This is a genomic window from Pimelobacter sp. 30-1, assembly GCF_018831735.1.
Classification (GTDB): domain Bacteria; phylum Actinomycetota; class Actinomycetes; order Propionibacteriales; family Nocardioidaceae; genus Nocardioides.
Window position 1 is genome coordinate 217,770 of the sequence record NZ_NHTS01000005.1, and the last position, 15,264, is coordinate 233,033.

Annotated in this window: 10 protein-coding genes; 6 read left to right on the forward strand and 4 right to left on the reverse strand. The window is 73.7% G+C overall.

Going from position 1 to position 15,264, the window contains the following annotated elements; translation table 11 throughout:
* Position 1 precedes the first annotated feature (1 nt).
* Positions 2-3,820, forward strand: a complete 3,819-nt coding sequence (hrpA, locus tag CCO04_RS12445) for an ATP-dependent RNA helicase HrpA (protein ID WP_215814459.1) — start codon at positions 2-4, stop codon at positions 3,818-3,820.
* A gap of 150 nt (positions 3,821-3,970) precedes the next feature.
* Here hrpA and CCO04_RS12450 read toward each other — a convergent pair whose 3' ends face one another.
* A complete protein-coding gene (locus CCO04_RS12450) occupies positions 3,971-4,570 on the reverse strand; it encodes a hypothetical protein (RefSeq protein ID WP_252373156.1) in 600 nt (199 codons plus the stop codon).
* A 102-nt stretch (positions 4,571-4,672) separates the two neighbouring features.
* On the opposite strand from CCO04_RS12450, the gene CCO04_RS12455 reads away from it, so the two are divergent.
* Complete coding sequence (locus tag CCO04_RS12455; protein ID WP_215814460.1) at positions 4,673-6,106, forward strand: extracellular solute-binding protein; 1,434 nt, start codon at positions 4,673-4,675, stop codon at positions 6,104-6,106.
* Here the strand turns inward: CCO04_RS12455 and CCO04_RS12460 are convergent.
* Both CCO04_RS12460 and CCO04_RS12465 read right to left on the reverse strand, forming a co-directional pair.
* On the reverse strand, positions 6,010-7,419 hold the full coding sequence (locus CCO04_RS12460) for a ribonuclease D (protein WP_215814461.1): 1,410 nt from the start codon (positions 7,417-7,419) through the stop codon (positions 6,010-6,012). The genes CCO04_RS12455 and CCO04_RS12460 overlap by 97 nt on opposite strands.
* The gene (locus CCO04_RS12465; protein ID WP_215814462.1) at positions 7,419-8,033 is read right to left on the reverse strand and encodes a DUF3000 domain-containing protein; all 615 of its coding nucleotides are present in this window, start codon (positions 8,031-8,033) and stop codon (positions 7,419-7,421) included. Before CCO04_RS12465 ends, CCO04_RS12460 begins: the two co-directional genes overlap by 1 nt.
* A 30-nt stretch (positions 8,034-8,063) precedes the next feature.
* Here CCO04_RS12465 and hemE point away from each other — a divergent pair, with 30 nt between their 5' ends.
* Positions 8,064-9,164 (forward strand): uroporphyrinogen decarboxylase, encoded by a 1,101-nt coding sequence (hemE, locus tag CCO04_RS12470; RefSeq protein ID WP_215814463.1) that lies wholly within the window; start codon positions 8,064-8,066, stop codon positions 9,162-9,164.
* A gap of 103 nt (positions 9,165-9,267) precedes the next feature.
* Positions 9,268-11,616, forward strand: a complete 2,349-nt coding sequence (locus CCO04_RS12475) for a hypothetical protein (protein WP_215814464.1) — start codon at positions 9,268-9,270, stop codon at positions 11,614-11,616.
* A 19-nt stretch (positions 11,617-11,635) separates the two neighbouring features.
* Here CCO04_RS12475 and CCO04_RS12480 read toward each other — a convergent pair whose 3' ends face one another.
* A complete protein-coding gene (locus tag CCO04_RS12480) occupies positions 11,636-12,553 on the reverse strand; it encodes a LysR family transcriptional regulator (protein ID WP_215814465.1) in 918 nt (305 codons plus the stop codon).
* A gap of 134 nt (positions 12,554-12,687) precedes the next feature.
* Between CCO04_RS12480 and CCO04_RS12485 the strand changes: the two genes are divergently transcribed.
* Together CCO04_RS12485 and CCO04_RS12490 are read left to right on the forward strand one after the other, a co-directional pair.
* On the forward strand, positions 12,688-13,938 hold the full coding sequence (locus tag CCO04_RS12485) for an acyl-CoA dehydrogenase family protein (RefSeq protein ID WP_215814466.1): 1,251 nt from the start codon (positions 12,688-12,690) through the stop codon (positions 13,936-13,938).
* Positions 13,939-13,948: 10 nt separating this feature from the next.
* Positions 13,949-15,172, forward strand: coding sequence for an acyl-CoA dehydrogenase family protein (locus CCO04_RS12490; protein ID WP_215814467.1), 1,224 nt, complete (start codon positions 13,949-13,951; stop codon positions 15,170-15,172).
* Positions 15,173-15,264 lie beyond the last annotated feature (92 nt).

The following is a 15,264-nucleotide window of genomic DNA, read 5'->3' on the forward strand; positions in this document are numbered from 1 at the left end:
TGTGGACATCACCTACCCGCCCGACCTGCCGGTCAGTGCCCGACGCGAGGACATCGCCGCCGCGATCCGCGACCACCAGGTCGTCATCGTCGCGGGCGAGACCGGCTCCGGGAAGACCACCCAGCTCCCGAAGATCTGCCTGGAGCTGGGGCGCGGCGCGCCCGGGCCCGACGGCCGGGCGCGGATGATCGGGCACACCCAGCCCCGGCGGATCGCGGCCCGCTCGGTGGCCGAGCGGATCGCCTCCGAGCTGGGCACCGAGCTCGGCGACCTGGTCGGCTACCAGGTCCGGTTCACCGACCGGACCTCGAAGCAGAGCCGGATCAAGCTGATGACCGACGGCATCCTGCTGGCCGAGCTCCAGCGCGACCGGCTGCTGCGCCGCTACGACACGATCATCATCGACGAGGCGCACGAGCGCAGCCTCAACATCGACTTCCTGCTGGGCTACCTCAAGCAGCTCCTGCCCCGGCGGCCCGATCTCAAGCTGGTCATCACCTCCGCGACCATCGACACGGACCGCTTCGCCCGGCACTTCGACGACGCCCCGATCATCGAGGTCTCCGGCCGCACGTACCCGGTCGAGGTCCGCTACCGGCCGCTCATGGACCTGCCCGAGGACGACGAGGACGGCGAGCCGATCGTCCGCGACCAGACCGAGGCGATCGTCGACGCGGTCAAGGAGCTGTCGGCGGAGGGGCCGGGCGACATCCTGGTCTTCCTGCCGGGCGAGCGGGAGATCCGCGACACCGCCGAGGCGCTCGCGCCGTTGGGGGAGGGGATCCGCGGGGTCGACGTCCTCCCGCTCTACAGCAGGCTCTCGGCGGCCGAGCAGCACCGCGTGTTCGCGCCGGCCAAGGGTTCGCGGCGGCGCGTCGTCCTGGCGACGAACGTGGCGGAGACGTCGCTGACGGTGCCGGGGATCCGCTACGTCATCGACACCGGCGTCGCCCGGATCTCGCGCTACTCCGCGCGCACCAAGGTCCAGCGGCTGCCCATCGAGCCGATCAGCCAGGCCTCGGCCAACCAGCGCTCCGGGCGGTGCGGCCGGGTCGCGGCGGGCATCGCGATCCGGCTGTACTCCGAGGAGGACTTCGAGTCCCGTCCCGAGTTCACCGATCCCGAGATCCTGCGCACCAACCTGGCCTCCGTCATCCTGCAGATGACCTCGCTGGGGCTCGGCGACATCGCCGCCTTCCCGTTCGTCGAGCCGCCCGACCGGCGCAACGTCCAGGCCGGCACCCAGCTCCTCGAGGAGCTCGGCGCCGTCGCCGCGTCCGGCCGCGAGGGCCAGCTGACCAAGATCGGCAGCCGCCTGGCCCGGCTGCCGATCGACCCGCGCCTGGGCCGGATGCTGCTCGAGGCCGAGCGGCTCGGCTGCGTGCGCGACGTCCTGGTCATCGTGGCCGCGCTCTCGCTCCAGGACCCGCGCGAGCGGCCCGGTGCCGACCGGCCGGCCGAGCAGGCCCAGGCCGACCAGCTCCACGCCCGGTTCAAGGCCGAGGGCTCGGACTTCCTCACCTGGCTCAACCTCTGGAACCACCTGCGCCAGCAGCAGAAGGAGCTCTCCGGCAGCGCCTTCCGGCGGATGTGCAAGCGGGAGTTCCTCAACTACCTGCGCGTGCGCGAGTGGCAGGAGTTCGTCGCCCAGCTGCGCCAGGTGACCAAGGAGATGGGCGTCCGGCCGGAGGCCCCGGCCGACACCCCCGACGCCGACGGCATCCACCAGGCGCTGCTCTCCGGACTGCTCTCGCACGTCGGCGTCCTCGAGGAGCGCGAGAAGCCCAAGCCGGGCGCGGCCCGCAAGGACGGGCGCCGGCCGGGGCCCCGCGAGTACCTCGGCGCCCGCGGCGCCAAGTTCGCGATCTTCCCCGGCTCCGGCCTGGCCCGGAAGAACCCGCCTTTCGTGATGGCCGGCGAGCTCGTCGAGACCGGCCGGCTGTGGGCCCGCCAGAACGCCGCGATCGACCCGCGCTGGGCCGAGCGGCTCGGCGCGCACCTGGTGAAGCGGACCTACTCCGAGCCGCACTGGTCCCGCAAGCGCCAGGCCGTCATGGCCCGCGAGCGCGTCACGCTGTACGGCGTACCGCTGGCCGCCGATCGTGCCGTCACCTACGGCAAGGTCGACCCCGAGCTCTCCCGCGAGATCTTCATCCGGCACGCGCTCGTCTACGGCGAGTGGGACACCCGGCACCACTTCCTGCGCGACAACAAGCGGCTCCTGGAGCAGGCCGAGGAGCTCGAGCACCGCGCCCGGCGCCGCGACATCGTCGTCGACGAGCACACCCTCTTCGACTTCTACGACGCCCGGGTCCCGGCCGGCATCGTCAGCGGCGCCCACTTCGACCGCTGGTGGCGCGACGCCCGGCGGGCCGACGCCCGGCTGCTGGACTTCGATCCCGCGATGCTCACTCACGACCGCGCCGACGAGGTGCGCGAGGCCGACTACCCCGAGGCGTGGTCGGTCGCCGGCGGGCTGACCTTCCCGATCAGCTACCACTTCGAGCCGGGCGCGCGCGACGACGGCCTGACCATCGACATCCCGGTCGCGACGCTCAACCGCGTGGACGACGACGACTTCTCCTGGATCGTGCCCGGGCTGCGCGAGGAGCTCGTCACCGAGCTGATCCGCAGCCTGCCCAAGGCACTGCGGGTGAGCTTCGTGCCGGCACCCAACACGGCGCGGGAGTTCCTGGCCGCCGTACCGGCGGGGGAGGAGGCGCTGCTCACCGCGCTGGAGCGCTACCTGCGCTCGACCACCGGCGTGCACGTGCCCCGCGAGGCCTGGGACCTCAGCGCCCTGCCCGAGCACCTCAAGCCGACCTACCGCGTCGTCGACGAGAGCGGCAAGATCCAGGGCCGCGGCAAGTCGCTCACCGAGCTGAAGGCGCCGCTGGCGGGGGAGTTCGACAAGGCGATGAAGGCGGTCGCCTCCGACTCCGGCGTCGCCCGGACCGGCGAGACCGGCTGGGTCTTCGACGAGATCCCGGTGACGGCGACCTGGACCCGGGCCGGGCACGAGGTCGAGGCCTACCCGGGCCTGGTCGACGAGGGCACCACGGTGGGCCTGCAGGTGTCGGGGTCCGCGGACGAGCGCGACGCGCGGCACCGGCTGGGCGTCGTACGGCTGGCGTTGCTGGGGCTCGGCTCGAAGCCGCTCGCGGGCGTCGTCGACGGGCTGAGCAACGCCCAGAAGCTCGGCCTGGCCGGTACGCCGTACGGGTCGACGGCCGACCTGGTCGCCGACTGCCTGCGCGCCGTCGTCACCGACGCCGTCGACGCCCGGCCCGCGGTCTTCACCGCCGCCGACTTCGACGCCCTGCTCACCGCCCTGCGCGCCACGGCCGCCGCCTCGGTGCGCGAGACCCTCGCCGAGCTCCTGCGCGTCCTGGAGACCTGGCGCGAGGTCGACCGCCTCCTCAGCGGCCGCGCCGACCTCCCGCTCCTGCCCGCCCTCGCCGACCTCCAGGCCCAGCTCGGCCGCCTCGTCCACGACGGCTTCGTCGGCGAGCTCGGCACCGCCCGGCTGCGCCGGCTGCGGATCTGGCTGCTCGCCATGCGCGAGCGCCGGGTCGCCCTCGACAACGGCGGCCCGGCCGCCCTGGTCAAGGACCGGCAGCGGATGGACGTCGTGCAGCCGCTCCAGGAGGCCTACCTGGCCCGCGTGGCGGCGCTGCCCGAGGGACGGCCGCCGGGGGCGGCGCTGCGGGCGCTGCGGTGGATGCTGGAGGAGTACCGGGTCTCGCTGTGGGCCCAGCACCTGGGGACGGACGGGCCGGTGTCGGACGTGCGGATCCGGAAGGCGTTCGACGCGCTCTAGGGGCGGCAGCGCGGCGGGAGACGCGCTCGCCCCCAAGAGTAGGAGCACGCCGGACCGGGAGCGCCTCACGGCGCAGGGCCGCTCGTAGCGGCTGAAATTGGGACCCGGGGCTGCCGCGGCCCGGCGTGCTCGAGTGCCCAGTCTAGGCCCTCAGGCCAGTCGATGCGAAAGCTCCAGGTGTCCGGCGGCCTCGAGCTGCTCGGCGAGGTCGAGCATCCGCCGTACGTCGTCGGCGGGGACGTCCGCGAGGGCACCCCGGCCTGCCGCGACGACCCGGGCGAAGGCGGCGGCGCGGAACAGGACGTCGGCGAAGTCGCCCTCGGCGATGCCGCGCAGGACCTCGTCGACCATGTGCCGCAGCTCGTCGGGGCCGGGCGGGTCGGCGACGCCGGCGACGACGCGGGCGAACTCGGCGTGGCGGCGGCCGGCCTCGAACTGGCGGGCGACGCCGAGGGCGTCGGCGTAGACCCAGGAGCGCAGGAGGTAGAGGCGCCACAGGCAGCCGGCGAGGGTCTCGGCAGGGGCGTGGGACCAGACCTCGGCGAGGGCCTCGATGCCCTCGGTGTCGGCGAGGTGGACGAGGCGCTCGGCGACACCGGTGTCGGTGCTGGAGTGCGCGCCGCGCACCAGGAGGACGGCGGCCCGCTCGGCGGCCTCGGTGAGGAGCGCGGGGTCGACGCCGTCGGCGTACTCGTCGAAGAACGCCGCCTCGCGTGGTGCGGGCCGGTGGTGGCGGCGGGGCTCGGACATGTCGTCCAGTGTCCACCGACACGTCGGGTGATGCCGAACCCACGGGTAGGGTGGCGACGGTTTTGGTGCGAGTGATGTGCGAGTGATGGAGGTAGGACGAGCGTGCGTGGCTTCACCTGGCGGACGGGCGCGGTCGTGACCGCGGTGGCGTTGGTCGTACTGATCGGGATGATCGTGCTGGCCGACGTCAGCGAGCGCGAGAAGCCGCGCGTCGAGCACCCGCCGACGGTGAAGCGGACCGACCTCGAGTTCGGGGTCTGGGGCAACAAGGCCGAGATCGCGGCGTACCAGGCGGTGGTCGACGACTACAACGCCAGCAGCAAGGACACCCGGGTCGAGGTGCGCTCGTGGCCGAGCGCGGCCGCGATGCTCGAGGACGTCCGCGGCGGTGCCGACACGCCCGACCTCTACCTGCTGCCGCGCAACGACCTGGCCGAGGTGATGGCCGAGAAGCGCAACCGTCCGCTGCTCGACCTGGTCACCGAGCGCGAGATCCCGATCGGCGACGACTTCGCTCGGGAGGCGGTCGCGGCGTTCTCGGTCGAGAACGACCTGCAGTGCCTGCCCTACACGATCTCGCCGATGGTCATGTACTACAACGCCGACCTCGTCGACTTCGAGGCGATGGCGGCCGACGGCCTGCCCACGCCGAAGGACGACCACTCGGGCTGGAACTTCGCGCAGTTCCGCGCGGCCGCCGAGTTCGCGAGCCGGCCCCGGCGCAAGACGCGCGGGGTCTACATCGACCCGTCGCTGCGCGGGCTGGCGCCGTTCGTCTACTCCGGCGGCGGCAAGATGTACGACGACGAGACCGACCCGACCAGCCTGGCGCTGAGCGACGACAGCTCGACCGACGCCCTGCGCCAGACCCTCGAGCTGCTCCGCGACCCGCGCCTGACGCTGAGCTCGCGCCAGCTCGCCCAGCGCTCGGCGGTCGACTGGTTCAAGCGCGGCAAGCTCGCCATGCTGCCGGGCTTCCGCTCGCTGACGCCCGAGCTGCGGGCCACCGACGGGCTCAACTTCGACGTCATGCCGATGCCCTCGCTCGGCTCGAACCAGACCGTCGGCGAGGTCAACGGCATCTGCCTGGCCCACGGCCGTCCCGCGCGGGCCGAGGCCTCGGCCAACTTCATGACCTACCTGGTCAGCGACGAGGCGGTGGCCCGGGTCTCCGAGACCGGCTACCTCCAGCCGGCCAAGCTGACCGTGGCGCTGTCCTCGGACTTCCAGCAGCCCGACCTGCAGCCGGCCCACGCGACCGTGTTCACCAACGCGGTGCGCGCGATCGTGCTGCCGCCGCTGATGGAGCACGGCAGCGAGCTGGCCACGCTGGTCGCCCCCGACCTCGAGGCGCTGCTGTTCACCACGCCGGACCTGCAGGACCTGCAGGAGTCGCTGCGCGCGATCGACGAGAAGTCGCGGATCCTGCTCGACCCGGACTACTCGTCCGAGGAGCCCTCGGACGGCGAGTCGTCCACGGGTACGCCGCCGGCCTCGCCCTCGGGCTCGGCGACCGACGACGCCAAGCGGGACTGACCCTTCCGCTTCGCGGGGGCCTTCGGCTCCGAGGAGTCCTTGGCCACCTTGGCCGCCTTGGCCGCCTCGGCGTCGAGGATGGCCCGGCTGAGCGCGGGCGCGGTCAGCCCGACCTGCCAGCTGCGGGCGCCGAGCCCGCGGAGCTGGTCGATGACCGCCTCCAGCAGCTCGACCGGGTCGCGGGTGCTCGGGGGCGCCCACATCACCCGGCGCAGGCTGTCGGGGGTGAGGAGGTTCTCGAGGGGGACCTCGCGCTCCTCGGAGATCGTGGCCACGGCGGCCCGGGCCAGCTCGAGGCGGCGGGCGGCGACCGGGTCCTTGTCGGCCCAGGTCCGCGGTGCGGGCGGGCCGTCACCGTGGGAGACCCGGGTGGGCAGCTCGTCCTCGGGCAGCTCGGCGGCGGTGCGCAGGGCGGCCAGCCACTCGTTGGCGTAGCGCGAGGCGCCCCGGCCGTGGAAGCCCTGGGTCGAGAGCAGCGCGCCGCGGCTGGTGGGCATCGCGGTCGCGGCGGCCACCACGGCGGCGTCGGGGATCAGCCGGCCGGGCGTCACGTCGCGCTCGCGGGCGATCCGGTCGCGGGTCTCCCACAGGGCCCGCACCGCGCCGAGGGTACGACGGCCGCGGACCTTGTGCAGCCCCGACGTACGGCGCCACGCGTCGACCCGGACGGTCGGCTGGAAGCCGCGCAGGTGCTCGAACTCCTGGCGCGCCCAGTCGGCCTTGCCGGCCTCGTCGAGCTGGCGGCTCAGCAGGTCGCGGAGCTCGACGAGCACCTCGACGTCGAGGGCGGCGTACTCGAGCCACGGGTCGGGCAGCGGGCGGGTCGACCAGTCGACCGCGGAGTGCTCCTTGCGCAGGTGCCGCTCCAGCAGCACCTCGACCAGGGTGGCGAGCCCGACGCGGGGGTAGTTCAGCAGCCGCCCGGCCAGCTCGGTGTCGAAGAGCGCGGAGGGGTACAGGCCGACCTCGGCCAGGCAGGGCAGGTCCTGGGTGGCGGCGTGGAGGATCCACTCGTTGTCGCCGATGGCCTCGGCCAGCGGCGCCAGGTCGGGGAACGCGATCGGGTCGATCAGGCCGATGCCCGCGCCCTCGCGCTTGATCTGGATCAGGTAGGCGCGGTTGGAGTAGCGGTAGCCGGAGGCCCGCTCGGCGTCGATCGCCACCGGACCCGACCCGGCCGCGAGCGCGGCGCAGTAGGCCGCGAGGGCGTCGGGGGTGTCGATGACGGGCGGCAGTCCCTCGGAGAGGGCCAGCAGGGCGACCGGTGCGGCCTCGGCGGGGGCGCTCGGCTGGTCCGTGGACTCGTCGGCCATCAGCCGGCGCCACCTCGCTGGCCGCGGCGCGAGGGCATCACGGCGACACCCTCGGGCACGGGCTCCAGGCCGCCGGCGGTGCACAGGAGCTCGCCCCACGCCTCGGCGTGGGTGGCGAGGTCGCCGGGGTCGACCGGCGTCCAGGAGGCGCGGATCTCGAGCTGGGCGCTGCCCGGCTCGCCGGCCATCGTGCCGAAGCTCTCGGTGGCCACCCGGGTGACGGTCCCGGAGACCGCGACGTTCTCGGCCCCGTGGGCGTCGAGCGCGTCGGTGAGCCAGGTCCAGCCCACGTCGGCGAGCATCGGGTCGGTGGCCAGGTCGTGGTCGATCTCGGCCCGGCAGTAGGCCACGCAGCGGAAGGTGCCCTCCCACGCGTCGTTGCCGGCCGGGTCGTGCAGGACGACGAGGCGCCCGGTGGCGACCTCCTCGTCGTCGACGGTCACGTCGGCCGAGAGCGCGGTCGCGTAGGGCGCGATCCGCTGGGGGGCCGGCATCTCCTCGCAGAACACCTCGGGCCGGAACGCGGCGGTGCGGAGGCTCTCGACGGCAGCAGCGAACTCCGGGGGCGTACCGGCCGTGCCGGACCCCTGGCTCGTCTCCTGCCGGGCGACCATGGCCTCACCCTAGGGCGAACCGGGCGATCGATGTGCGTCCCACGCCGGTCACCTGAGAGCCTGGACCCCGTGACCGACGCCGTTGCCCCCCGTCCGCTCGCCGACAGCGCCCTCATCCGGGCCGCCCGCGGTGAGGAGGTGGACCACACGCCGGTGTGGTTCATGCGCCAGGCGGGCCGCTCGCTCCCCGAGTACCTCGCGGTCCGCGAGGGCGTCGCCATGCTCGACGCGTGCGCCGACCCCGAGCTGATCGTCGAGATCACGCTCCAGCCCGTGCGCCGCTACGGCGTCGACGGCGCCATCTTCTTCTCCGACATCGTGCTGCCGCTCAAGGCGGTCGGCGTCGACCTCGACATCGTCCCGGGCGTCGGGCCGGTCGTGGCGAACCCGGTGCGGACCCTCGACGACGTCGCGGCGATCCCCGACCTCACCCCCGAGCACATCGGGTTCGTGACCGAGGCGGTCCAGGGCCTGGTCGGCGAGCTGGCCGGGATCAACGGCGGGACGCCGCTCATCGGCTTCGCGGGGGCGCCGTTCACCGTGGCGTCGTACCTGGTCGAGGGCGGGCCGTCCAAGGAGCACGCCAAGACCAAGGCGCTCATGTTCGGCCAGCCCGACGTGTGGGACGCCCTGATGCGCAAGATCGGCGACATCTCGGCCGTCTTCCTCGAGACCCAGGTCGCCGCGGGCGCCTCCGCCGTCCAGCTCTTCGACTCGTGGGCGGGCGCCCTGACGCCGGCCGACTACGTCCGCTACGTCCAGCCCCACTCGGCCCGGGTGCTCGCCCGGGTCGGCGAGCTGGGCGTGCCGCGCATCCACTTCGGCGTCGGTACGTCGAACCTGCTCGACCTCATGGGCGAGGCCGGCGCCGACGTGGTCGGCGTCGACTGGCGCACGCCGCTCGACCGCGCCATCCCGCTCGTCGGCGACCGCGCCGTCCAGGGCAACCTCGACCCGACGCTCGTGTTCGCGCCGACCGAGGTGATGACGGCCCGCGCGGGCGAGGTCATCGAGGCCGGCCGGGCCGCCCGCGGCCACATCTTCAACCTCGGTCACGGTGTGATCCCGAGCACCAACCCGGACCAGCTCGCGCGGCTCACGGAGTTCGTCCAGGGCTACCCGCTGCGCTGATCCCCGGATCCGCGGATTCCGCGGGTGGGCGCGCCTCGGCGCCTGGGTAGAAGTGGAGCGAGTCGCCCGGTGGGTGGTGGCCGTGCTCTCGCGAGGGATGAAGATGAAGCTGATGTCGCGCGCCCTGGTGGCGCTCGCCCTGGGAGCCACGACGCTCCTGCTCCCGCCGTCGGCAGCCCAGGCGGCGGCCGCGGCACCGACGGCCGAGCCGTCGATCGAGCTCCGCGCGGTCACGTCCACCGGGGCCCCGCTCGAGAACGTGCGCTGGAACGTCTTCAAGAAGGACCCGACCACCGGCCAGTGGGACCAGGGTCTGCAGATGGGTCCGTTGCTGACCGACGCCAACGGCGCGATGTCGCGCACCGTGGCGGCCGGGGCGACCTACAAGGTCTGCTTCTACGACGACGACTACGACTACAACACCCGCGCGGTCCGCTACGAGGACCGATGCTGGAACAACGCCACCACCCTGGCCACCGCGACCGAGTGGACGCCGACCACCCAGGAGCCCACGCTCCAGGGCACGGTCACCCTGCCTTCGGCCGGCAGCTCGCTCACCGTGGGTCACCCCTGGGTCGACGGCTCGGCCAAGGTGGGCGTGCCGCTCACGGTCCGGCCGGGCGGGTGGGGCCCCGAGGGGGTCGCGCTGACCTACCAGTGGATCACCCACGACGGCGGCGTCCGCACCCCGATCGCCGGAGCCACGAGCACCACGTTCACGCCGACCGCTGCTCAGTCGGGCAAGACGCTCATGGTCGAGGTCACCGGCACGCTGGCGGGCCACCGCACCGCGACCAGCAACCGGCTCGTCGGCAAGGTCGGTGGCACCACGCCCACCATGACCGGCTCGCTCGCCATCCAGGGCACCCCGATGCCGGGCAACACCCTCACGGTCGCGCCCGGGATGTCGTTCACGCCGGCCGACACCGATCCGATGGCCTCCTGGTACGTCAACGGCAAGCAGGTCGGCAGCACCGTCGACCTGGCCAACAGCAACCTCGTGGTCACCAACGCGATGGCCGGTGCCGCCGTCGAGCTGCGGATGATCGCCTACAACTGGACCTGCTGCGACAGCCAGCTCTACGCCTCCGCGCAGACCACCATCGGCGGCGGCGTGACCACCAGCCCCCAGCCGACCGTGACCGGCTCCGCCGTCGTCGGCTCCACCCTCACCGCCCAGGCGGGCACCTGGGCCCCCAGCGGCGTCACCCTGGCGCACCAGTGGCTGCGCGACGGTGCGGTCATCAGCGGCGCGACCGCGCCGTCGTACCAGCTGGTCGAGGCGGACCGCGGCACGAAGATCACCGTCAAGGTGACCGGCACGCTCGCCGGCGGCTACCCGCCGGTGGCCCGGACCTCCGACCCGACGGCGACCGTCCAGGGCGTGCTCGCCCCGGGGACGCCCACGATCACCGGTCAGGCCGTCGTCGGCCGGACGCTGACCGCGCAGACCGGTACCTGGACGCCGGCCCCGTCGTTCGCCTACGAGTGGCTCGCCGGGGGCGTCAAGGTCGACGGCGCGACCGGGGCGAGCTTCGTCCCGACCGCGGCCCAGGCGGGCAAGACCATCACGGTCAAGGTGACCGGCTCGCTCAGCGGCTACCAGAGCTCGTCGAGGACGTCGGTCGCGACGGCGGCGGTCCAGCCGGGCACGCTGACCACGGCGACGCCGACGGTCTCGGGTGAGGTCGCGGTGGGCGCCACGCTGACCGCGGACGCCGGGACCTGGGGGCCGGCCGGGGTCACCCTGGCCCACCAGTGGCTGCGCGACGGCGCGGTCATCGCCGGCGCCACCTCCTCGACGTACGTCCTCACCCCCGCCGATGCCGGTACGACGGTCACCGTCAAGGTCACCGGCACGCTGCCCGGCTACACGACCGCGTCCGAGACCTCCGCGCCGGCCGGTGCCGTGCCCGCCCCGTTCGCCGCGGCCCCGACGCCGACCGTCACCGGGCGCACGATCGTCGGCCAGACGCTGACCGTGGTCACCGGGACCTGGGACCCGGCGCCGTCCTTCGCCTACCAGTGGCTCCGTGGCGGCAGCCCGATCGCGGGCGCCACCGGGACGACCTACCGGCTCACCGCCGCGGACGCCGGCCAGCGGATCACGGTGCGGGTGACCGGGACCAAGGCGGGCTACGTCACCGAGGACAAGACCTCGGCGGCGACCGCCGCGGTCACCGGGACGTTCACCACGACGCCCACGCCCCGGGTCGCCGGCACCGCCAAGGTCGGCAAGAAGCTCACCGCCAAGCCCGGCACCTGGGCGCCCACGGCGACGCTGCGCTACCAGTGGCTGCGCAACGGCAAGGTCATCAAGGGCGCCACGCGGGCGACGTACAAGCTCGCCAAGGCCGACCGCGGCAAGCGCGTCAGCGTGCGGGTGACCGCCACGCGCGCGGGCTACACGACCGTCGTCAAGGCCTCGGCGGCCACCAAGAAGGTGCGCTGAGCCTCGCCCCCACCCGGCGTCAGGACGCCGCCCGGCTCGCTCGGTACTCGGCGGCCCGGGCGGCGAGCGCGTTCTGCAGCTCGCGCACGGGGAGCGGCTGCTGGAGCGTCTTGCGCTGGCGCAGCTGCAGGGTGACGAACGTGTTGTCGCCGGCGATCGGGCGCGCCTCGATCATGCCGACGCGGTGCAGCGGGTCGCCGAGCACCGAGTAGTCGGGCAGCACCGTGACGCCGACGCCCTCGGCGACGAGTGCCTTGCCCATCTCGGCACCGTCGGTGCTGTGCGCGGCCGGCGGCACCTCGGGCCCGAAGGCGCGGTGCACGAAGCGGTGCATGACGTAGCCGGCGCGCATCATCACGAAGCGCTCCTGGCGCAGCTCGTCCAGGGTGACCTGGGGGCGCGCGGTGAGCGGGTGCCCCGCCGGCAGTACGGCGACCGGCCGGCCGTGCAGCAGGTCGATCCCGTCGAGCCCGATCGGCGGGTCGTCGCCGTCGAGGACGTTGACCAGGCCCAGGTCGAGGGTGCCCTCGGCGAGCGCCTCGTCGATCTGCGCCTGCTGGAGCGTGAGCACCTCGACGGTGGTGCCGGGGTGGCGCTCCTGGAACGAGCGGACCGCGGGGACCAGCAGGGTCGAGGTCGCCGCGTGCACCGTGCCGACTCGGATCACCCGGGTGTCGGTGCGCTGGTCGCCGGCCGCGATCTTGAGCCGGTCGACGGCGGCGAGCACCTCGACCATGTAGGGGAGCAGCTCGCGACCCTCCCGGCTGATCCGGGCACCGGAGCGGCGCCGGTCGAGGAGGGTGACCCGCAGCTCGCGCTCGAGCTTGGTCAGGGCCTCGCTCAGCGCGGGCTGGGAGAGGTGGAGCTTCTCGCTCGCCCGTCGCAGCGATCCGTGCTGGGTGACGGCGGCGAGGTACTCCAGCTGTTCGATCCGCATCGGTGCTCCCTTTCACGTCCATCGGTGACGCCGTGGGCCGGGGCCCTTGAAGACGACCAATAGTGCAGTAAGTCTGTAGACAAACAGTAACACGGACCCGCTCGCCCCGACCCCCTCGTCTCAGGAGCCCTCTCATGACCGCTGATCTCACCGCCCCGGCCGGCACTGCCGCCGGCGGGTGGACCGACCGCCCCACCACGCCCGACGGCTGGCTCGACCGCGCCCGGCAGGTGGCGACCACGCTCGCGGCGGACGCCGTCGCGCGGGACCGGGCGCTCGCCGTACCGACGGAGGAGGTGCGGCTCCTCAAGGAGTCCGGCCTGGTCACCCTGCTCGGCCCGGTCGAGCACGGCGGCGCCGGCCAGGACTGGACGACGGCGCTGCGCGTGATCCGCGCCGTCAGCGCCGGCGACGGGTCGATCGGGCAGCTGCTCGGCTACCACTACCTCTGGTTCTGGGCCGTGCGCCTGGTCGGCACCCCCGAGCAGATCGCCGTGGTCGAGGAGCAGGCCACGCGCGAGCAGTGGTTCTTCGGCGGCGCGGTCAACCCGCGTGACGCCGACCTGGTCATCGCCGACGAGGGCGAGACGCTCGTGTTCCGCGGCGAGAAGTCGTTCTCGACCGGCGGCCGCGTCTCCGACGTCACCGTGCTCGAGGGCGTCATCGAGGGCACCGACCGGCACGTCTTCGCCATCGTCCCGACCGACCAGCCGGCGATCCGGTTCAAGGGCGACTGGGACACGCTGGGCCAGCGGCTCACCGAGAGCGGCGGCGTCGTCATCGACGGCGTGCGGGTGCCGTGGGAGGCGGCGGCCGGCTACGTGCGCACGGACGCCGGCTGGGAGTTCCGGCCGCGGGTCTACAACACCCTCAACGTGCCGCTCATCCAGCTGATCTTCGTCAACCTCTACCTCGGCATCGCCGAGGGCGCGCTGGCCACCGCGGCGACGTACACGCGGGACCGGACGCGACCCTGGCCCTACACGCCCGACGTCAAGGAGTCGGCGAGCCAGGAGTTCTACATCCTGGAGACCTACGGCGACCTGCGCGCCAAGCTCTGGGCCGCCGAGGCGCTCGCCGAGCGCGCCGCCACCCTGATCGAGGCGATCAACGCGCACGCCGACACGGTCACCCCGCAGGAGCGCGGCGAGGCCGAGGTCGTCATCGCCGCGGCCAAGCAGGTCGCCATCGACGTCGGGCTCGAGGTCGCCACCCGGGTGTACGACGTCACCGGCGCCCGCGCCACCGCGAGCAGCGTCGGCCTCGACATCCACTGGCGCAACCTGCGCACGCACAGCCTGCACGACCCGATCGCGCACAAGCGGGCCGAGGTGGGCCGCTACGCGCTGCTCGGCGAGCTGCCCGCGCCGTCCTGGTACACGTGAGGAGCCCGCGATGACCTTCTCCGAGCTCTTCGCCGAGATCGGCGCCGGCGCGCTCCAGCGCGAGCTGGACGACGTCCTGCCCGACCAGGAGGTGCGCCGGCTCAAGGAGGCCGGCTTCGGGGCGCTCCGCGTCCCGACCCAGTACGGCGGCCGCGGGGCCTCGATACCCGAGCTCACGCAGCTCTGGATCGACCTCGCGGCCGCAGACAGCAACCTGCCCCAGGCCCTGCGCGGGCACGCCGCGCTGGTCGAGGACCGGCTCTGGCAGCACGCGCAGGGCGCCGACCAGCGGGTGTGGTTCGAGCGGTTCGCGGCCGGCGAGATCGCCGGCAACGCCTGGTCCGAGGTCGGCGCCACGGCGATCGACACCCAGCAGACCGTGCTGACCGGGCAGCGCGACGGGAGCTACCTGCTCAGCGGCAGCAAGTTCTACACGACCGGCACGATCTACGCCGAGTGGGCCGACGTCTACGTGCGCCGCGAGCGTCCCGGTCACGAGCCGGACTTCGCGATCGCGCTCGTCGACACCCGCGACCCCGAGGTCACCGTCTCCGACGACTGGGACGGCTTCGGCCAGCGCGGCTCCGGCAGCGGGACGACGACCTTCGCCGCCGCGCCGGTGCCGGCCGAGCACGTGCTGGCCTTCGGGGAGCGCTTCCCGTTCCAGACCGCGCTCTACCAGCTCAACCTGCTCGCCGTGCTGACCGGCATCGGCAAGGCGGCGCTGCACGACTTCGCCACCCGGGTGCGCGAGCGGGAGCGCAACTACTCCCATGCCAACGCCGCGCGGGTGCGCGACGACCCGCAGGTGCTGGCCCGGATCGGCGAGGCCTCCGCCGCCGTGTACGCCGCCGAGGCGACCACGCTCCGGGTCGCCGGTGCCGTGCAGGCCGTCGCCGACCTGGCGCCGGTCGCGTCCGGCGAGCCGGAGCGGGTGGCCGCGGCCAACGAGGCCGCCGAGATCGAGTCCTCCCAGGCGCAGGTCGTGGTCACCGACCTGGTGCTCGGGCTGACCTCGGCGCTGTTCGACACCCTCGGCGCCTCGGGCACTGCGCGGTCGGCGGGCCTGGACCGGCACTGGCGCAACGCGCGCACGGTGGCCTCGCACAACCCGCGGATCCTCAAGGCCCGCGTGGTCGGCGGGCACCTCGTCAACGGCACCCCGCCGCCGTACGCCTGGGCGATCGGCCGCACCGCGCGCCCCGGCGCGGAGGCGGGCGCGAGCGCAGGGTGAGAGGTCCTGCCTATCGCGGGGTCGTCGGTTCCACGGGACCGGCGGCCCCGCTCCGTCTTGCGTGCCCGCATCTATCCGCTAATGTCTATTGA